This window comes from Mesorhizobium sp. WSM4815 (assembly GCF_055811575.1).
Genome location: NZ_JBVVQS010000096.1, coordinates 123,602 through 143,020 on the forward strand (window position 1 = coordinate 123,602; position 19,419 = coordinate 143,020).

Below are 19,419 nucleotides of genomic sequence, written 5' to 3' on the forward strand. Positions count from 1 at the left end.
ATAGCGTGACATGCTTGCCGCTCGGCTGACCACCGGGTGGCTCGAATGGATGTATGGGAACGGGAGGCCTCAGGGCCCGTCGATTGGTAGATCGAACGCACCTCGACATGCAGGACGATCCTGCCGTCACGGCGGAAGTTGAGCGACTTCTGGCGCAGCGCACGCGCGACATCCGGCTCAAAGGCGAGATCAAGCGCCTGTTTCAGGCACGTGTCTGGTCGCAAACGGCCAAGATCATCCGCGCCTGGATGACATGGGTGGCGTTCCTGGATGTCCTGACGCTGGCGCTCAACCTGGTGATGCTTCCAAGGTCGATCGCGCTATCCATGCTCTTGCCTGGCGCCATCATCCCTCCCGTCGCTGCAGCCGTGGTCCTTGTCTGGCGAAAACGGCGCCCGTCCTGGGTCCAGGGGGTTTCCCTGATCACAGGCGTGTTCCTCATCCTGTTGTCGATCGTATTGGTCGGCGCAAGCGCCGGCGGCGAGTTCTACGAACGGCACTTGAACATCATGCTGTTCGTAGCGATTACCGCCATCATCATCTTCGGCGTCCCTCAGGCATGGACCGTGACGGTCGCGGCTTTGGCTCTCGGTCTCTATCTCGTCTTCCAGGTGCAGAACCCGGGCCTTGAGATTGGCAATGCGGTGGCTGCCACGTTGTTTTTTGCCAGCGGCATTCTCGCTACGGTCGCCGCGCGGCGTACGATGACAATTCTGGCTCAGAAGACTTTTCTGTTCGAGCTTCGAGACCGACACAGGGTTGCCGAACTGGCAGAAGCGAACGATCGGCTGGAGCTTCTGGCGAGAACCGATCCGCTGACCGGCGTCGACAATCGGCGCCGGATGACGGAAACGCTCGACCACGTCTGGGGCGGTGGCGGCAAATGCCCCGGCGGCGCCGCCATGCTGATGTGCGACATCGACGACTTCAAGAAGCTCAACGATCGTCTCGGTCATGCCGAGGGCGATCGTTGCCTCATCGAGGTCGCCCGCTTGATCCGGGAGAACGTGAGGCGCGATCGCGATCATGTTGCGCGCTACGGCGGTGAGGAATTTCTCGTGCTGCTTCCAAGTGTGAACGAGCAGGAGGCCGCCATTGTAGCCGAGCGAATTCGCGAGTGTGTGGAAGCTGCTCGTCTTCCTAATCCTGGATCCCGCGTGTCCCGCTATATCACCCTCAGCATCGGCGTGGCGGTCCAGGCGCCGGACCAGGCCATTTCGCCGGAGCAGCTCCAGCGCCAGGCCGATGAAGCACTCTATGTTGCCAAGCAGACTGGCCGCAATCGGGCGGTGTTCCACAGGCTGGAGTCATCGAGCCTTTTGGGCGCTCGGTCGATGCGGTGATGTCGAAGTTCAGTCGGTGCGTGTCTCGGCCTGAAGAAAGCGGATCAGGGCTGCCCGATCCTCGGCATTGCTGATCGTCTGTTCAGGCATCTTGGTGCCGGGGGTGTAGGCGTTCGGACCCAGCTCGAACAGCTCTGACACGGTTTCCGGTGTCCAGACGATGTCCATTTTCCGGAAAGCGGGCGAATAATGGTAACCCGGCACGGACGCTATCTTGCGCCCGAAAATGCCATGCAGCGTCGGCCCGGCTCGATGGCCATCGTTGGGGTCGAGCGTATGGCAGGCAACGCAGGCGCGAAATACTTCTGCGTCCGGATTGCCTGCGTATCTGGCCATCGGATCGGTCCTGCCGGTCGCAGCCGCCCCAAGACGCTCGCCCGTCTCGACGTTCCATTCCCGCACCAGATGGTCGGCGCCGCCAGCCAGAAGCGTCTTGCCGCCAGCCGCGAACGCAAGCGACCATACCGCCACGCCGGAGGTGACGAGCGTGCGGATGGTGGAGAGGCTGATGGCGTCCAGCAACAGGATTCCATCACCGATGCCGGCGACGGCGAGATAGTTCGCGTCTGGGGTGGCGGCGAGAGCAATCACCGGTTTGCCCAAGACCGGAACTTCCAGCTGCACTTTGCCGCGCCGGTCGAGCAGCCGCAGCTGCCCGTCAGCACCTGCGACGAACAGGCGGTCCCCGGACGCTCTTGCTAGCGCGTTGAGCGGCGTCGGCATGATGGCCCGAAGCGGAGCCGCCCCAGCCTGGCTCGGCCAAAAGATGACTGTCGCGTCATAGCCGGCGCTGACGAGGGTTGCGTCCGCCAAGAAGGCGAGCGCATTGACGTTTGCACGATGGCCTTCGAGGACGCGCGCTGGCCCACCGGCAAGCGGCCAGAGCCGGACGGTGGTGTCCCAGGACGCCGAAGCCAGCATCGATCCGTCGGGTGACAGTTCGAGGTCGGCGACAGGCCCGGTGTGGCCCTCCAGGATGCGGGCCGGCTCGCCTCGACCGATTTGCCAGATCGCGATGCGACCATCCGTACCGGCGCTGGCAAAGCGCCCGTTCGGCAATGCAGCGACGGCAGTTACCTCACCTTCATGAAAGAGCAGCACGTCGCGTGCTTCGCCGGTCTCAAGCGACCAGATGATTGCCTTGGTATCAAAACTGCCGGTTGCCACCGTCTTTCCGTCCGGCGCCACGGAAATCGCCCGCACCGGACCGCCATGCCCGCGCAGTTCCGCACCATGTGCCGTCGCGCCGGCGAGGAAAACAGCAGCGAGCAAAGCTGTTGCGAGCGTCTTATGCATTGCGCATCATACGTTTCCGTGTTCCGCTGGCGGGCAGCGTCTTTGCCGGGGAACAGCATGCGATCGCGACCCGACCAGCCGCACAGTCCAAGCTATTAGAGGCAATCCTATGACTCAAAACATGGAAACCGATGCCTTCAACGTGTCGATGCGCAAGTTCCTGAAGCAGGTCGGCGTCACCTCGCAGCAGGCGATCGAAAAGGCCGTGGCGGATGCGGGACTGAAAGGGCAGGGGCGCCTGACCGTGAGGGCCGTGATCACGGCCGAACGCGCGGGTCTGCACCACGTCGTCGAAGGCGACATCGACCTTGGCTGAACAGGTTCGGCGGTGCGCCCGGCGCTCCATCGACACCCCACATCAATGGAAGAATCGGACCTGCCCGGCCGGGTCGGTGTCATAGCCCGTAAGTTCTGCGGCGCGCTGGGTGAAGCTGTCCTGGGCCATGAGGCGGATCAGCGCCTGGATCGAAGGCTGGAAATAGGTTCGCTGCCGCATCAGCAGATCGAAATTCTCCCACGCCAATGACACGAATTTGAGGCCGGCGGCGCGCGCGGCGGCGCGTGTGGCGATGCCGCAATCGGCCCTGCCGGTCCGGATCGCGGCAGCGAGTTCCGGCCCTGTCAGGCATGGCGGCTCGAGCCGGTTCAACCGCCTCTGGCTGGCGCCGGCGCGGGCGACCAGGACATCCAGCAGCATTTGGGCTCCGGCCCCGACCTGGCGCATCGCGATCTTGGCGCCGCTTTCTAGGACATCGGGCAGGCTGTTGAGCGATCGGGGGTTGCCCGGCGGCAGCAGCAGCCCTTGTTCGCGCCGCGTGAAACCGATCAGCACCGCATCGTGCAGCCGCGGCATGGCGCGCGCGGCCTCCACATTGGGGTCGGCGGCATCACCGTGGAAATGGATCGCCGCAGCGGCAATCTCGCCACGCAAAAGACGCGCAACGCCGCCTGCCGTCCCCTCGGTAAGCGAGGCGAGGCCAGAGCCCGCCTGACGAAGGCTCCATTCAAGCAGGTCGTCCTGGCTGCCGCCGACTATGGGCGGCGGCTCGGGCGCAATCATTCCGTCGGGACGCGCCAATCCCGACAGAACCCACCGGTCGAGCTCGTTACGCGGAAACAGCCATTTGCCCGTCACTTTGCTGCACGGGATGCTGTTTTTGGCGACCAGCTCGTAAAGCTTGCGTTCGCCAAGGCGCAAATAGTCTGCGGCTTCTGCAGTCGTCAGCAAATCCATCCTGCAATCTTATGCATATTCCTGCGCAGGTTCAATTGTTTGACGAATGCGGAGTAAATGCAGCAGAAATAGCATGACGAAGCAGCGCAGGTGAAAGGGGTATGTCAGAAGGCCTAAATGCATGGCAGCTTATCGCGAGTGGCGACGCGACGCTGATCTCGATAGTGCGGCTTTCGCTGACCATTACCCTGGCCGCCGTTGCAGTTGCGGCCGTCGTGGGACTGCCGCTCGGGGCGTTGCTGGCACTGACCCGTTTTCCGGGACGTTCCGCGCTCGTCGTGCTTGTCAACGGCTTCATGGGCCTGCCGCCCGTAGTCGTCGGCCTGACCGTTTACCTGCTGTTGTCGCGATCAGGGCCGCTCGGCGCGTTCGGCCTGCTGTTCACACCGGCCGCCATGGTCATCGCGCAGGCGCTTCTCGTCCTGCCGATTATCGCGGCTCTGACGCGCCAGACCATCGAGGATTTGTGGCGCGAATATCGCGACGAACTGACGGCGATGGGCGTCGGCCCGACAGGCCGGGTGGCGACGCTCTTGTGGGACAGCCGTTTCAGCCTGATCACCGCAATGCTCGCCGGCTTCGGCCGGGCGGCCGCCGAAGTCGGCACGGTCATGATCGTCGGCGGCAATATCGAGGGCTTTACCCGAACCATGACCACCACGATCGCGCTCGAAACATCAAAGGGAGACCTGCCGCTCGCGATCGGGCTCGGCGTCATCCTGATCGGCCTCATTCTTGCCATCAATGTCGCTGCCTGGGGCCTGCGATTGTGGTCGGAGCAACGGGTGGCTTGATGATGCGGGGCGCGCTGACCGACCTTCCTCTCGTTCTGGACCGCGTCTCGCTCAGCGCCGGCGCCACGACCATGCTCGACCGCCTGAACCTGGCGATTGCTCCCGGTGCGCCGACACTGGTGCTCGGTCCCAATGGCGCGGGCAAGACGTCACTGCTTCGGGTTTGCATGGGACTTGCCGCGCCTTCCGCAGGAACTGTGAGCTGGGGTGGGCGCACCGATCGCGGCCTCGGCCGCCGGGCAATGCTGCTCCAGAAACCGGTGATGCTGCGCCGCTCCGTCGCCGCCAACGTGGCTTACGGACTGGCGCAAGCTGGCTGTCCGCGCCATCGTCGCGCGACACGCACCGAGGAACTTCTCGATCGTGTGGGCCTTCTGGGCCTGGCGGCGCGACCTGCGCGGCGCTTGTCCGGCGGCGAGCAACAGCGCGTGGCGCTTGCCCGCGCACTGGCGCGCGAACCCGAGGTCCTGCTGCTCGATGAGCCCACCGCCAGCCTTGATCCCGCTGCAACCCGCCATGTCGAGGAGATCATCCTCATCGCCTCCCAATCGGGCACCAAGATCGTCATGGCTTCGCACGATCTCGGTCAGGTGCGACGGCTCGCGGGAGATGTCGTCTTCCTCGTTCGCGGCCGACTGTGCGAGCACGCCAGCGCCGGTGATTTTTTCGATCGCCCCGCATCCGCAGAAGCTGCAGCCTTTATCCATGGGGAACTCGTTCTTTGACTGCGGAAATGGAGCTTCCAGTGCTGAACCGTCGGCAGTTTACCGCAATTGCGGTCATTTTGACCTTCCTCGCCTCCAGCGGCGCATCGGCCAGCGCACAGGAACAGTCGATCGTGGTGGCCTCGACGACGTCGACGCGGGATGCCGGCCTTTTCGACCACATACTGCCGTTGTTCACCACGAGGACCGGTATCGAGGTGAGGGTGGTCGCGCAGGGAACCGGCCAGGCGCTCGACGCCGGCCGCCGGGGAGACGCAGACGTAGTCTTCGTCCATGCCAGGGCGCAGGAGGAGAAATTCGTCCAGCAAGGTTTTGGCGTGAGACGCTTCGATGTGATGTACAATGATTTCGTCCTGATTGGGCCCAGAAGCGACCCGGCCGGCATCAAGGGTTCGCCGGATATCGCAGTTGCCTTGACATCGATCCAGAGCAAAAAAGCTGTTTTTGTTTCCCGCGGCGACAAATCCGGAACCCACTTTGCTGAACTCGGACTCTGGAAGGCGGCAGGTGTCGATATCGCGGCGGTGGGGGACCCCTGGTACAAGGAGATAGGGCAGGGCATGGGCGCTGCGCTCAACACAGCCAGCGCCATGGATGCCTATGTGCTTTCCGATCGCGCCACATGGCTGGCATTCAAGAACCGCGGCGAACTGGAGATCGTGGTCGAAGGCGACAAAAGGCTGTTCAACCAGTACGGCGTCATCCTGGTGAACCCCGCGAGGCATCCGAACGTCAAGGCCGAACCCGGCCAACGCTTCATAGATTGGCTGATCTCGCCGGAAGGACAGCAGGCGATCGGCGAGTACACCATTGACGGCCAGCAACTCTTCTTCCCGAACGCTGAGCAGCAGCGCTCCTGAAGTCGGTTGCAAAGCGGTTCGCATCTGCCCCATCATCGGACATGATGAGAATGCAGCCTTCCATCGGCGCGCTGACCGGACTCGAAGCGGCTCTCGCCGCACTCCTCGACGGAGTGGAGCCGGTCGCGCCCACTCTTTTGCCGCTTGACCAGACGCCTGGGAAGATCGGCGCCGCCATGCCGCCCCTGGCACGCGCGCAGCCGGTCCGCGACACGGCAAAGACAGATGGCTGGGCGTGCCGCGCGCTCGATCTTGCCGGTGCGTCGGCCTATTCGCCGCTGCCGCTGATGGCATTTCCGGTCTGGATAGAAGCAGGCGGCGCCATGCCGGAGGGATGCGATTGCGTTCTCGAGGCCGATCTCATCGATTGCAGCGGCCCGATGCCCCAGGCGCTCGATGAAGCAGCTCCGGGCCAGGGCGTGCGACGCGCTGGCGAGGACATGGCGGCGGGCCGACCGCTGATCATTGCTGGGCACAGGCTGTCGGCCGCGGACCTCCTGACCGTGCGAAGTGCAGGGATTGGTGAAATTGCGGTGCGGATGCCGCAGGTGCGCCTGATCGATGTCGCCGCCCCAACGAGCGATACTTTCACGGGCCATCTTGTCGCCGACCTCGCAAGAGCTTCTGGCGCGACGGTGTTCGATATCGAAACGGTTTCGCGCGACGCCAAATCCGTCGCCCAGGCGCTTGGCAATGCAGCCGGCGATCTGATCATCCTGATTGGAGGCACTGGTGCGGGGCGCGCCGACGCTACAGCCGACGCGCTTGCCGCGCGTGGGGCGCTCATCGCCCACAACATAGCGCTCCAGCCCGGCCGAACCGCGGCGATCGGACGGCTCGATGCGGTCCCGATCATTGCTCTGCCTGGCGCGCCCGATCAGGCTCTTGCCGCCTTTCTGGCGCTGGTTCAGCCGGCTATCGATCGCCTGACGGAAAGGAGCGCCCGGCGACAGACGGTCCTGGCGCTGGAGCGGAAAATCTCGTCCACGGTCGGACTGGCCGAGATCGTCCTGCTGAACCAGCAACAAGACAGATGGCGGCCGCTTGCGATAGGAGATTTTTCGCTGGAGGCGATCCGCCTGGCGGATGCATGGCTTGCCATTCCAGGGGGCAGTGAGGGTTGGGCCGCGGGAACACCTGTCGGCGCCTTTGTGTTCGACGATCCCAGATGAGTCGGTGATGACCAGATCCACCCGCCCAGATACCGGCCAGGAGCATACCGGCCAGGAGCAGTTCCTGACGGTCCTGTCGCGCGACGAGGCGCTCGCCCGTTTCGAGGCGGTGCTATTTCCCAGGACGACCCCGACCGAAGAACTGATGCTGGCGGATGCGCTTGGGCTGCCGCTTGCCGATGATGTCAGGGCTCCGATCGACGTGCCGCCCTTCGACCGTTCGAACGTCGATGGTTTTGCCGTGCGCGCCGCCGACATCGCCACCGCGTCGGAGGCGCTTCCTGCCAGGCTCCTGCTCAACCGCGAAACCATCGCCTGCGGTGTCGCCCCGCAAATCCCTGTGCTCGCAGGCACCGCCACCTCGATCGCGACGGGCGGGCCGGTGCCGCGCGGCGCCGATGCCATCGTCATGGTGGAGCAGACACACCCAGCCGAAGGCGATGCCATCGAGGTCAGGCGCGGAGCCTCGCCCGGCCAGTTCATCTCGCATGCCGGATCCGACATTGCCCGCGGTGAGGTTCTGCTGCGCGCCGGAACGGTGATCGGCTCGCGTGAAATCGGCATGCTTGCCGCCTGTGGAATTGCGCTGGTGACGGTGGCGCGCAAGCTGCGGGTGGCGGTTTTGTCGACCGGCGACGAACTTGTCCAACCAGGCGACACCCTGCGACCCGCCGGCATTTACGACGCCAATGGCGCAATCGTCAGCGCCGCGATAACCGAAAATGGCGGCCAGGCGAGCTTTCTCGGCGCCTATCCGGATGACGAAGCCACACTCGAAGCCGCCATGCGCGAGGCGCTGGCGGCGCATGACGTGCTGATACTGTCGGGTGGGACGTCCAAGGGCGCGGGTGATGTCAGCCACCGCATCGTGAACCGTCTCGGCGCGCCCGGCATCGTTGCCCATGGCGTGGCGCTGAAGCCGGGAAAGCCGCTTTGCCTCGCCGTCTGCGACGGCAAGCCGGTCGTCGTGCTGCCGGGATTCCCGACTTCGGCCATGTTCACCTTCCACGACATGATCGTACCCGTGCTGCGCCGCATGGCGGGCCTGCCGCCTCGGACCGAAGCGAAGGTCGCTGCAAAGGTCCCACTGCGCATTCAGTCCGAACTCGGCCGCACGGAGTTCGTGATGGTATCGCTGGTCGAGGGTGAGCAGGGGCTGGTCGCCTATCCCACCGGCAAGGGCTCGGGGGCGATAACGTCCTTTGCCCAGGCCGACGGCTTCATCAGCATCGAAGCTCTAGCCGACAATATGCCTGCCGGAAGCGAGGCGTCGGTGACGCTGTTCAGCCCGCACGTCCGTGTTCCCGATCTCGTGGTGATCGGCAGCAACTGCACCGGCCTCGATGTTGTCGTGGGCATTCTGTTTCGCGCCGGCCTGACGGTGCGGTCCATCGCGGTCGGCAGCCTGGGCGGCCTGGCCGCGGCCAGGCGAGGCGAGTGCGATATCGCGCCCATCCACCTCTTCGATGCCAAGACGCAAAGCTACAATGCGCCGTTCCTGAGCGACGGCCTCGAACTCGTGCAGGGATGGCGACGCATGCAGGGCATCGTCTACCACCCGGGCGACCTGCGCTTCCAGGGGACCGACCCAGAGGAGGCGGTGCGAGCCGCACTCGCCGATCCCAATTGCATGATGGTCAACCGCAACCAGGGCTCGGGCACGCGCATCCTGATCGACCAACTGCTTGGTGCCGCGCGCCCCGACGGATATTGGAACCAGCCCCGCTCGCACAATGCCGTCGCGGCGGCCGTGGCGCAGAACCGAGCCGACTGGGGCGTCACCATTGCGCCGGTGGCGCGCTCAGCCGGGCTCGGCTTCATTGCGCTGAAGGAAGAGCATTATGATTTCGCGCTGGTCTCTGCCCGCAAACAGCGACCCGCGGTGCAGGCCTTCCTAACCGCGCTCGCTTCGCCTGAATTCAACGAGGCGGTCGAGCGCATGGGTTTTACCCGACCTGGCCAAGTGTGAGATATCCGGGTTAAGGGTCGGCAAGGTGCCCAACCAGCCGTTCGGCCTCGGCAAAATCTTCGACCGTGTTGACATTGAAGAAGGGATCCACCGGCTTGTCCGGCCAGGACTGGGTTGCAACCTTGTAGCGAGCCGTCCACAGGTCGATCTTGCGAACGCCCTCTTCGACCAGTGCATGGCGTAGCGCATCTCGCATCGCCACTTGCCACAGCCCGATGACAGGATGCGTCCGACCCGCTGACATCGCCACCGCCAGATCCGCAGCTTTCGCCATGCGCGCCCGATGCAGCCGTTCGACGAGGTCGCGCGGCAAGAAAGGACAGTCCGCTGCGACGCTGACGATCCATTCGACATCGGGCCTGTTCGCCGCGGTCCAGTCGAGGCCCGCAAGCACGCCGGCAAGCGGGCCCGGATAATTCTCGACCGGGTCGGCGACGACTGGTAGGCGAAAGCGGTCGAAGCGGGCAGGGTCGCCATTGGCGTTCAGCAACAGCCCGTCGCATTGCGGGCTGAGGCGCTCGAGGACACGCTCGAGGATGGTGAGTCCGTCGATCCGACGCATCGATTTGTCGCCACCGCCCATGCGCCGGGCGAGCCCGCCGGCGAGAACGACGCCCAGGGTCGGCACCTTCTCATTCGCCATCGTCGGCTCCCTTGCGTCTGTGACGCGGTGCTTCCTCGTCGACGGAAGCGAGGTCCTGGTCGAAGACGATGCGGTCCGCGCCCGATAGCACGGCGAACCGCTTGCCGCGCGCCCGACCGACCAGCGTCAGGCCGGCCTGACGCGCCAGATCTACTCCCCAGGCGGTGAAACCCGAGCGCGAGACGAGGATCGGAATGCCCATTCGAACCGTCTTGATCGTCATTTCCGACGTCAGCCTGCCCGTCGTGTAAAGGATCTTGTCAGCGGCATCGATGCCGTGGCGATACATCCAGCCGGCGATCTTGTCGACGGCGTTGTGGCGCCCGACGTCCTCCATGTAGCAGATCGGCGTGCCTTCCTTGCAAAGCACGCAGCCATGAATCGCGCCCGCCTGGAGATAGAGCGACGGCGTCGTGTTGATCGTGCGGGTCATTTGGTAAAGCCAGGAGGTGTGCAGCGCGGCTGGCGGCAGAGTGATATCGAGCGCCTCGAGAAGATCGCCGAAAGCGGTCCCCTGCGCGCAGCCTGAAGTCTGCGTCCGTTTTCTAAGCTTCTGCTCGTAATTTGTGTTGCGCTCGGTACGGACGACCACGACCTGCACGTCGTCGTCATATTCGACCTCGGTTACGACGTCGTCAGATTTGAGCATGTTCTGATTGAGCAGGTAGCCCAGCGCCAGATATTCGGGATAGTCGCCGATCGTCATCATCGTGACGATCTCCTGGGCATTCAGATAGAGCGTCAGCGGGCGTTCAACGGGGACGCGGATTTGAATAGCGGCGCCCGTATGATCGATGCCGCTGACCTGTTCGGTCAATCGGATGTCATCCGGGCTCGGCATGATGATGGCGGGGTCTGGTCGGGTTTTCATCTGTTGCATGGCGCTCTCTTGAAATTGCAATCCCGCTCGCCGGAGTGGACGCGTTACCTCCGGCTTGACCTGCACTATATAGCCTGTTCAAACCGATGCCGGTCCACAAAAGCGCGCACAGGCGCAGACTGGGCTTGCCGGATGGCGCCGAGCTGCCGGCTCGGCCAGATCCATAGAGGCTGAAGGCTCGATGGCGCAACTTTCAGATGACTGCTTCGCTTTCGGCGGCCCGATGCGATCGCTCGATGATACAGCCGCACTGATTGCTTCACGGCTGACCGTTGTCGACGAGACCGAAACCGTCCAGCTGGCGATTGCCGATGGGCGCGTCCTGGCGAGTGATCTGGTGGCGCCGCTGCCCCTGCCGCCTTTCACCAACTCAGCCGTCGACGGCTATGCACTGCGCGGCGACGACCTGCCGGGAACCGTTGAAAAAGCCTTGCCGGTGAGCGGCAGGATCCAGGCTGGGATGGCGCCGGATCGGCACGCCGCGCCCGGACAAGCCATACGCATCTTCACCGGCGCTCCGCTGCCGGAGGGGGCAGACACGGTCTACATGCAGGAAGATGTCCGTGTCGACGATACCGGCAGGGTCATTCTTCCGCCCGGCCTGAAAAGAGGAGCCAACGTGCGGCCGGCGGGCGAGGACGTCGCAACAGGCAAGGTGGTCCTGCAGGCCGGCCAGCGCATGCGCCCGCAGGATGTTGCGCTCGCCGCGGCGCTCGGCATGACGCAGATCGATGTGCGGCGCAAAGTTCGCGTCGCGATCTTCTCGACCGGCAACGAGATCGTCGCGCCGGGAAAGGTCCGGGGACCGGCCCAGCTTTTCGATTCGAACCGCTTCATGCTGATGGCCATGCTGGCAAGATTGGGCTGCGAGACCACCGATTTGGGCATTCTGATCGACGACAGCAGGCTGATCGCGGATGTGCTGAGCAAGGCTGCGCCAGGACAGGACCTGATCCTGGCGTCCGGCGGGGTCTCGACCGGGGAGGCCGACTGCGTCAAGGCCGCCGTCGAGAGTGTGGGCACCCTGGTCTTCTGGCGGGTGGCCATAAAACCCGGCCGCCCAGTCGCCATGGGGGTGATCCGGGGAACAGCCTTCATTGGGCTGCCCGGCAATCCGGTGGCGAGCTTCGTCACATTCGCCCATATTGCGCGCGCCGCGATCTTTGCACTGGCCGGCGCACGGCAGCAGCCACCAATTTCGCGGCCGGTGCGGGCCGCCTTCTCCTACCGCAAAAAGCCGGGGCGACGCGAATATGTGCGGGTAAGCCTGCGTGGGACGCAGGATGGCACATATGAAGCCGTCAAATTCCCGCGCGAGGGCGCTGGCATGCTGTCTTCTTTGGTTCAAACGCACGGCCTTGTCGAACTCGGCGAGGAAATAGCCGAGGTCGAGCCGGGCCAGACCGTTCAGTTCCTTGCCTATTCGGACCTGTATTGACGAACGCCGTCGAGCCGGTGGGCATGCAGTACGCCAAAATGCGGTGCGACGCCTGGCCGCTCTCAACTGCAGTATACCCTGGGTCGGCGACCGTTGACGACCGGTAAGCGGTCCGCCATGGTGCGCCACCATGACGACGAGACAGCTCGATCTGACGGGATTGAAATGTCCCTTGCCGGCGCTGAAAACCCGCAAGGCGCTCAGCGGCATAAGCCCAGGCGAGCGCCTTGAGGTCCGTTGCACCGATCCGCTGGCAGCCATAGACATTCCCAATCTGATCAACGAAATGGGCGACCGCCTGGAGGCGATGCAACGGCAGGGAGACCACATCGTTTTCTTGATCGAAAAGGCGCAAGCTGCCCCGGTATAGGCCGTGCGACAAATCAGGGCGCAGATCAGTTCTGTCGCGGCGCCCCGGCCATGCTAAAATTGTCAAACCGGCATTTGGTTCAACTTGTCTGCCAAGTCGATTTGTGTGCCAAGTCCTTGATCCCAAGGTGCGCCGGGCTGAGGGAGCTCACAACCACATTGGTGGCGGGAGCCGCCTTCCTCAGACGAAGGGTCCGGGAGGAGAGAGGATGACAATGCAGCAACGGCGATCTCCCGATCGCGGACCCAAAGGGCGGGCGCTGGATGATGTTGCCCTGGCCGAGGTCCGGGAACTTCTTGGCCATCGCGAACGGCGCCGGGATCTGTTGATCGAATTCCTGCATCTGATCCAGGACCGCTACGGTTGTCTGTCGGCCGCGCATCTGCGAGCGCTTGCCGAAGACATGCGCCTGTCCCAGGTGGAGGTTTACGAGGTCGCGACCTTCTACGACCATTTCGATATCGTCAGGGAAGGCGAGGCGAGACCCGCGCCGCTGACAATCCGGGTGTGCGAATCGATAAGCTGCATGCTGGCGGGCGCCGAACACCTGATTGGCGAACTGGCCGCCAAGGCCGACCCAAACACAGTCCGCGTCATGCGTGCGCCCTGCATGGGCCGCTGCGCCGCAGCGCCCGCGGCGCGCATTGGCGACCGTGAGGTCGACCAAGCCAGCAGCCATATCCTCATCGATCTAGCTCGCTCGGGCGACACCAAAGTTGTCGTGCCAGATTATGTCGGCCTCGATGCCTATCGGGCCGCTGGCGGCTATCAGCTTCTCCGGAAGGTGAAGGCGGGCGAGACCGGCATTGACGCCATCATCGAGATCATGGAGCACGCCGGTCTGCGCGGTCTCGGCGGCGCCGGCTTTCCGGCCGGCAAGAAATGGAACTTCGTGCGCGGCTATCCAGGGCCGCGGCTGATGTCGATCAATGGCGACGAAGGCGAACCTGGCACTTTCAAGGACCGCATCTATCTCGAAAAGGATCCGCACCGCACCTTCGAAGGTGCGCTTATCGCCGCCCATGCGGTTGAGGCCGAGCGCATTTATTTCTACATGCGCGACGAATACCCGGCCGTGCTCGCCATTTTGCGGGCCGAGATCGCGGCGCTCGAGGCAGCCGGCATCGTCAAGCCCGGTTTCATCGACCTTCGGCGCGGCGCCGGCGCCTATATTTGCGGCGAGGAAAGCGCGATGCTGGAAAGCATCGAGGGCAAGCGCGGCATGCCCCGCCACCGGCCTCCCTATATTGCCGAAGTCGGACTTTTCGGACGCCCGACACTCAACCACAATGTCGAGACGCTGTGGTGGATTCGCGACATCGTCGAGAAGGGACCCGAATGGTTCGCCGCGCAGGGCAAGCCCGGCCATCAGGGAATTCGCTCCTGGTCGGTTTCCGGGCATGTGAAGGAGCCGGGTGTCAAGCTGGCCCCGGCTGGCGTCACCGTGCGCGAACTGATCGAGGATTATTGCGGCGGCATGGCAGACGGGCATGAATTCAAGGCCTATCTGCCAGGTGGAGCCTCGGGCGGCATCCTTCCGGCGTCGATGGGCGACATTGAACTCGATTTCGGCGGCGAACTCGCCAAACAGGGCGCCTTTGTCGGCTCACATGCGGTGGTCGTGCTTTCGCAAGCCGACAACATCAGGGATGTGACCCTCAATCTCATGAATTTCTTCAAACATGAGAGTTGCGGGAAATGCACGCCGTGCCGGGAAGGAACCGAAAAGCTGGTAACGCTCTTGAAAGAGAAGGGCGTGCCGGATGAGACGGCGATGCGCGACCTTGAAACAGTGATGCGCGATTCCTCCATTTGCGGTCTCGGCCAGGCGGCGCCCAATCCGGTCAATCACCTTTTGACGCATTTTAGGGATGATCTTTGAAATGGCAGATGGCGTCATATTCACCCTCGACGGCAAGACGGTCACAGCCGCTGACGACGAGACGATCTGGGACGTTGCAAAGCGCGAAGGCACCAGGATACCGCATCTGTGCCATGTCGACATGCCCGGCTATCGGCCGGACGGCAATTGCCGCGCCTGCATGGTCGATGTCGAGGGCGAACGGGTGCTTGCCGCCTCCTGCATCCGCAAGCCTTCCGCCGGAATGGTGGTGAAGACGGATACCGAACGGGCTACGAAATCGCGCCAGATGGTGTTCGAGCTTCTCGCCAGCAACATGCGGCCGGCGGCCGACGGTCCGGATCAGCAGTCGATGTTCTGGCAGTGGGCTGGTTCGATGGGCATTTCCGGCGCTCGCTACAGCTCGAAATTCGCCACCGATGATGTCCGGCCAGAATTCGACATCACCAATCCCGCCATTGCCGTCAATCTCGACGCCTGCATCACTTGCGGCGCCTGTGTCCGGGCCTGCCGCGAGGTCCAGGTCAACGATGTGCTTGGCATGGCCGAGCGCGGCAATCACTCGCTTCCCGTCTTCGACATGCACGATCCGATGGGCCTGTCGACCTGCGTCACCTGCGGTGAATGCGTCCAGGCCTGCCCGACCGGCGCGCTCTACGAAAAGTCGCTGATGGATAATGCAGGCAAGACCCGGGTCATCCAGGAATTCGACAAGGTCGTCGACACGCTGTGCCCGTTCTGTGGCGTCGGTTGCCAGACCAGCGTTGCGGTCAAGGACAACAGAATACTCCAGGTCGATGGCCGCAACGGCTATGCCAACGAGAACCGGCTCTGCGTCAAGGGTCGTTTCGGCTTCGACTATGCGATGTCGCCTGAACGCCTGACCAAGCCGTTGATCCGGCGCGACGATGCGCCGAAGTCGGGCGATGCCGATATGCGCGGCGTCGATCCGCTGACCGTGTTTCGCGAGGCTAGCTGGGAAGAGGCGCTCGCGCGCGCCGCCGGCGGGCTGAAGACGATCCTCAGGGATTATGGCGGGCAGGCGCTGGCCGGTTTCGGCTCGGCGAAAGGCTCGAACGAAGAGGCCTATCTGTTCCAAAAACTGGTGCGCCAGGGTTTTGGCACCAACAATGTCGACCATTGCACCCGGCTTTGCCACGCATCTTCGGTGGCGGCGCTGATGGAAGGCGTCGGTTCGGGTGCGGTTTCGGCGCCCTTCAACGACGCGCTGAAGGCCGAATGCATCATCGTCATCGGCGCACGGCCGACCACCAACCATCCGGTCGCCGCGACCTATTTCAAGCAGGCGGCCAAGCGCGGCGCCAAGCTGATCGTCATGGACCCGCGCGGCCAGGACCTGATGCGCCATGCGTCGCATTCGCTGCGATTCAAGGCTGGCAGCGACGTGGCCATGCTGAACGCGCTGATCCACGTCATCGTCGAGGAAAAGCTCTACGACGAGCAGTATATCCAGGCCAACGCTTCCGGATTCGAGGCCCTGAAGGCCAAGGTGAAGGATTTTTCGCCCGAGGCGATGGCCGAGGTCTGCGGCGTCGAGGCCAGCGTGCTGCGCGACGTCGCCCGCACCTACGCGACCGCCGAGCGGTCGATCATCTTTTGGGGCATGGGCATTTCCCAGCACACACACGGAACCGATAATGCGCGCTGCCTTATCGCCCTGGCGCTGATCACCGGACATGTCGGCCGGCCGGGAACGGGCCTGCACCCACTGCGCGGCCAGAACAACGTGCAGGGCGCATCCGATGCCGGGCTCATCCCGATGTATTTTCCGGACTACAGATCAGTCGAGAATGTCGACATCCGCGGCCAGTACGAGAATTTCTGGGGCCAGACGCTGGACCCGAAACGCGGCCTGACGGTCGTCGAAATCATCGACGCCATCCATGACGGCGAAATCAAGGGCATGTACATACTGGGCGAGAACCCGGCCATGTCCGATCCGGACCAGACCCATGCCCGGCAAGCACTGGCCATGCTCGACCATCTCGTAGTGCAGGACATCTTCCTGACCGAGACCGCCTGGCACGCCGATGTGGTGCTGCCGGCCTCGGCGCATGCCGAAAAGCTCGGCACATACACCAACACCAACCGGCAGGTGCAGATCGGCCGGCCGGCGCTCGACATGCCGGGCGAAGCCCGCCAGGACTGGGAACTGATTGTCGAACTGGCGAAGCGCATCGGTCTGGACTGGAATTACGGCCATGTCTCGGATGTTTATGCGGAAATGGCGGCCGTGATGCCGTCCTTGAAACATATCTCCTGGGACCGCATCGAACGCGAAGGTTCGGTGATCTATCCGGCCGACGGCCCCGACAAGCCTGGCAATGAGATCATCTTCTCGTCTGGATTCCCGACCGCGGACGGACGCGGCCGCATCGTGCCGGCCGATTTGCTGCCGCCTGACGAAGTGCCCGATGAAGAGTTTCCACTGGTGCTCACCACCGGCCGCCTGCTCGAGCATTGGCACACCGGCTCGATGACCCGCCGGGCGGGCGTGCTGGACGCGATCGAGCCACAAGGCATCGCTGCGATGAACCCTTATGAGATCAAGCGGCACGGCCTGCGCCAAGGAGAGATGATTGCGGTCGAGACCCGGCGCGGGACGGTAGACGCCATCCTCCGCGCCGACCGGGAGGTCGCCGACGGCATGGTGTTCATGCCGTTCTGCTTCAACGAAAGTCCGGCCAACGTGCTCACCAATCCGATGCTGGACCCCTACGGCAAGATCCCGGAGTTCAAATACTGCGCCGCGCGAATTGCGCCGGCGGCGAGGGCCGAAGCTGCCGAATAAACCAGTACCGCGCCGTCTGCGAACGTTGCCCGCAGCCGCACGGGGTAATCCATGCGCTAACCGGGGTTCTCCGAGCGGTTTGTCTTGCGCCACTCCTCGTACTCCCCGCGGGCATCGTCATGCAGCGGATAGTAGCGTTGCAACGGCCCGCCCTCCATCAGCTTCACTCGCGAGAATTCCTCCCAATCGTGATGCTTCTGTGATTCTTCGATCACCTTTGCGGCCATTGCGACGGGAAGCACCACCACCCCGTCGTCGTCGGCGACGATGATGTCACCGGGGATCACCGTGACACCGCCGCAGGCAATCGGAACGTTGACGGCATTAGGATAGATGCTGGTCTGCACGTGATAATTCGGCGTCCAGCCGCGCAGCCATAGAGGCAGATCGAGCTTTTCAACATTGGGCCGGTCGCGCATGCATCCATCGATGACGATGCCGGCGCCGCCCCTGCCTTTGAAATACGTCGACATCATATCGCCGAAGACGCCCGAGCTCATGTCGCCGCGCGCGTCGACCACGACGACATCGCCCGCCTGCGCGTGATAAAGCACGTGCCGATGCAGCTGCGTCTCCGGATCGGCATATTCTCCCTCGGTGAAGAGGTCCGGCCGCTGTGGCATGAACTGCAGCGTCAGCGCCGGCCCGACGATCGACTTGCCGTGGTTCTGCGCCACCGGTCCGACCATGTGCGGATTGCGAAAACCCATGTGGCCAAGCGTGCCGGCAACCGTCGCGGCGCCGATCCCGCTGAGCGCGTCGATCAGGTCTTTTGGCGGCCGCGTGATGTCGGGAGCATGTGTCATGGTGGACTCCGGTTGAATGGCGACTACCAGTTCGTAACAGAACCGTCGCGGCGCGTAAGGTGAGGCGCTTCCCAGAAACGAAAGCTCGCCGCCTGGATCGCCGCCTCGTTGACCTCGACGCCGAGCCCCGGCAGGTCGCCGACCGGATAGTCGGTCCCGTCGAGCCGTGGTCGCACGGGGAAGAAGTCGGAATTGTCGAAGCCCAGCTTTGTTTCGGGTTCCCTGGTCTCGAGCCACGCGAAGTTGGGTACCGCGGCGGCGAGATGCACGGTCGCGGCCGTGCACACCGGACCAAGCGGATTGTGCGGCATCAGGTCGACATAGTGCGCCTCGCTCCAGCCAGCGACTTTCATTGCCTCGGTAAGCCCGCCGACATTGCAAACATCGAGCCGGTTGAACTGATGAATGCCGCGCTCGATGTAGGGCAGGAACTGCCACTTGCTGGAAAACTCCTCGCCGATGGCAAAGGGGATGTCGGTCATCGTACGCAGCGATTCGTAGGCCTCCGGTGTCTCGTCCCGTATCGGCTCCTCGAGGAAATCAAGCACACCGCGGCCGAGCTTGTTGCAGAAGCTCGCCGCCTCTGCCACCGACAGCCGATGATGATAGTCGATGCCAAGGACGACGTCGTCGCCCAGCGCCTCGCGCGCCCGGTTAAGGATACTGGCGGTAGTGCCGATCGACTCGCGCGGCTCGAAGATGTCCCTGCTGTTTTGCCCGGCGGGGAAGAAGCGGATCGCCTGCCAGCCCTGTGCGCGCAGCTCGCGGGCGCGTTCGATGGCAGCGTCACCTTCGGCCTCGTCTCCGGTCGAGGCGAAGGTGGGGATGCGGTGGCGCTGCTTGCCGCCTAGCAACTCGTAGACCGGCACTCCCAGCGCCTTGCCCTTGATGTCGTGAAGGGCGATGTCGATGGCGGAAATCGCCGCCTGCAGAACACGTCCGCCTTCGAAGTACTGGCTGCGATAAAGCTCCTGCCAGATCCGGCCGATCTGCATTGGGTCGCGGCCGATGAGAAACTCGCGATAGTGCTCGACCGCGCCGGCCACCGCCTTCTCGCGACCACTCAAGCCGCTCTCGCCCCAGCCGAAGATGCCCTGGTCGGTCTCGACCTTGACGAGCATCTGGTTGCGCGTTCCTACCCACACCGGATAGGGCTTGATCGCGGTAATCTTAAGCTTCTCAGTCATCCACGCCCACGTTCCAAATGCATCCGTCC

At 63.7% G+C, this 19,419-nt stretch carries 17 protein-coding genes; 11 read left to right on the forward strand and 6 right to left on the reverse strand.

Annotation, left to right across the window (positions count from 1 at the left end):
• Positions 1–107 precede the first annotated feature (107 nt).
• Positions 108–1,343 carry a GGDEF domain-containing protein gene (locus AC0L2B_RS18980; RefSeq protein WP_473746502.1) on the forward strand — a complete coding sequence of 412 codons (1,236 nt, stop codon included), beginning with the start codon at positions 108–110 and terminating at the stop codon, positions 1,341–1,343.
• A 9-nt stretch (positions 1,344–1,352) separates the two neighbouring features.
• Here AC0L2B_RS18980 and AC0L2B_RS18985 read toward each other — a convergent pair whose 3' ends face one another.
• On the reverse strand, positions 1,353–2,639 hold the full coding sequence (locus AC0L2B_RS18985) for a hypothetical protein (RefSeq protein WP_473746419.1): 1,287 nt from the start codon (positions 2,637–2,639) through the stop codon (positions 1,353–1,355).
• 109 nt (positions 2,640–2,748) lie between these two features.
• On the opposite strand from AC0L2B_RS18985, the gene AC0L2B_RS18990 reads away from it, so the two are divergent.
• A complete protein-coding gene (locus tag AC0L2B_RS18990) occupies positions 2,749–2,955 on the forward strand; it encodes a DUF6494 family protein (protein ID WP_031254328.1) in 207 nt (68 codons plus the stop codon).
• A gap of 42 nt (positions 2,956–2,997) precedes the next feature.
• Here the strand turns inward: AC0L2B_RS18990 and AC0L2B_RS18995 are convergent, their stop codons facing one another.
• On the reverse strand, positions 2,998–3,873 hold the full coding sequence (locus tag AC0L2B_RS18995; RefSeq protein ID WP_473746420.1) for a substrate-binding domain-containing protein: 876 nt from the start codon (positions 3,871–3,873) through the stop codon (positions 2,998–3,000).
• Between the two features lie 101 nt (positions 3,874–3,974).
• On the opposite strand from AC0L2B_RS18995, the gene AC0L2B_RS19000 reads away from it, so the two are divergent.
• The 5 genes from AC0L2B_RS19000 to AC0L2B_RS19020 are packed head-to-tail and all read left to right on the forward strand — an operon-like array spanning position 3,975 to position 9,393.
• Positions 3,975–4,667, forward strand: coding sequence for an ABC transporter permease (locus tag AC0L2B_RS19000; RefSeq protein ID WP_473746421.1), 693 nt, complete (start codon positions 3,975–3,977; stop codon positions 4,665–4,667).
• 2 nt (positions 4,668–4,669) lie between these two features.
• On the forward strand, positions 4,670–5,392 hold the full coding sequence (locus tag AC0L2B_RS19005; protein ID WP_473746503.1) for an ATP-binding cassette domain-containing protein: 723 nt from the start codon (positions 4,670–4,672) through the stop codon (positions 5,390–5,392).
• An 8-nt stretch (positions 5,393–5,400) separates the two neighbouring features.
• Positions 5,401–6,252: an ABC transporter substrate-binding protein gene (locus tag AC0L2B_RS19010; protein ID WP_473746504.1), complete on the forward strand. Its 852-nt coding sequence runs from the start codon at positions 5,401–5,403 to the stop codon at positions 6,250–6,252.
• Positions 6,253–6,302: 50 nt separating this feature from the next.
• Entirely contained in the window at positions 6,303–7,424 is a 1,122-nt protein-coding gene (locus tag AC0L2B_RS19015; protein WP_473746422.1) for a molybdopterin-binding protein, read from the forward strand.
• A gap of 7 nt (positions 7,425–7,431) precedes the next feature.
• Entirely contained in the window at positions 7,432–9,393 is a 1,962-nt protein-coding gene (locus tag AC0L2B_RS19020) for a molybdopterin biosynthesis protein (RefSeq protein ID WP_473746423.1), read from the forward strand.
• Positions 9,394–9,403: 10 nt separating this feature from the next.
• Here the strand turns inward: AC0L2B_RS19020 and mobA are convergent, their stop codons facing one another.
• Together mobA and fdhD are read right to left on the reverse strand one after the other, a co-directional pair.
• Positions 9,404–10,036, reverse strand: a complete 633-nt coding sequence (gene mobA, locus AC0L2B_RS19025) for a molybdenum cofactor guanylyltransferase MobA (RefSeq protein ID WP_023797616.1) — start codon at positions 10,034–10,036, stop codon at positions 9,404–9,406.
• Complete coding sequence (fdhD, locus tag AC0L2B_RS19030; RefSeq protein WP_287171284.1) at positions 10,026–10,916, reverse strand: formate dehydrogenase accessory sulfurtransferase FdhD; 891 nt, start codon at positions 10,914–10,916, stop codon at positions 10,026–10,028. The genes mobA and fdhD overlap by 11 nt, the downstream gene beginning before the upstream one ends.
• 181 nt (positions 10,917–11,097) lie before the next feature.
• Here fdhD and AC0L2B_RS19035 point away from each other — a divergent pair, with 181 nt between their 5' ends.
• The 4 genes from AC0L2B_RS19035 (at position 11,098) to fdhF (ending at position 17,397) form a co-directional block, all read left to right on the forward strand.
• Positions 11,098–12,354, forward strand: coding sequence for a molybdopterin molybdotransferase MoeA (locus AC0L2B_RS19035; RefSeq protein ID WP_473746424.1), 1,257 nt, complete (start codon positions 11,098–11,100; stop codon positions 12,352–12,354).
• Between the two features lie 130 nt (positions 12,355–12,484).
• A complete protein-coding gene (locus AC0L2B_RS19040) occupies positions 12,485–12,724 on the forward strand; it encodes a sulfurtransferase TusA family protein (protein WP_031254334.1) in 240 nt (79 codons plus the stop codon).
• Positions 12,725–12,932: 208 nt separating this feature from the next.
• A complete protein-coding gene (locus tag AC0L2B_RS19045; protein ID WP_091597697.1) occupies positions 12,933–14,606 on the forward strand; it encodes an NADH-ubiquinone oxidoreductase-F iron-sulfur binding region domain-containing protein in 1,674 nt (557 codons plus the stop codon).
• 1 nt (position 14,607) lies between these two features.
• Complete coding sequence (gene fdhF, locus AC0L2B_RS19050) at positions 14,608–17,397, forward strand: formate dehydrogenase subunit alpha (protein ID WP_473746425.1); 2,790 nt, start codon at positions 14,608–14,610, stop codon at positions 17,395–17,397.
• Between the two features lie 56 nt (positions 17,398–17,453).
• Here the strand turns inward: fdhF and AC0L2B_RS19055 are convergent, their stop codons facing one another.
• Complete coding sequence (locus tag AC0L2B_RS19055; protein ID WP_473746426.1) at positions 17,454–18,203, reverse strand: ribonuclease activity regulator RraA; 750 nt, start codon at positions 18,201–18,203, stop codon at positions 17,454–17,456.
• 23 nt (positions 18,204–18,226) lie between these two features.
• On the reverse strand, positions 18,227–19,390 hold the full coding sequence (locus AC0L2B_RS19060; protein WP_473746427.1) for a mandelate racemase/muconate lactonizing enzyme family protein: 1,164 nt from the start codon (positions 19,388–19,390) through the stop codon (positions 18,227–18,229).
• Between the last annotated feature and the right edge of the window lie 29 nt (positions 19,391–19,419).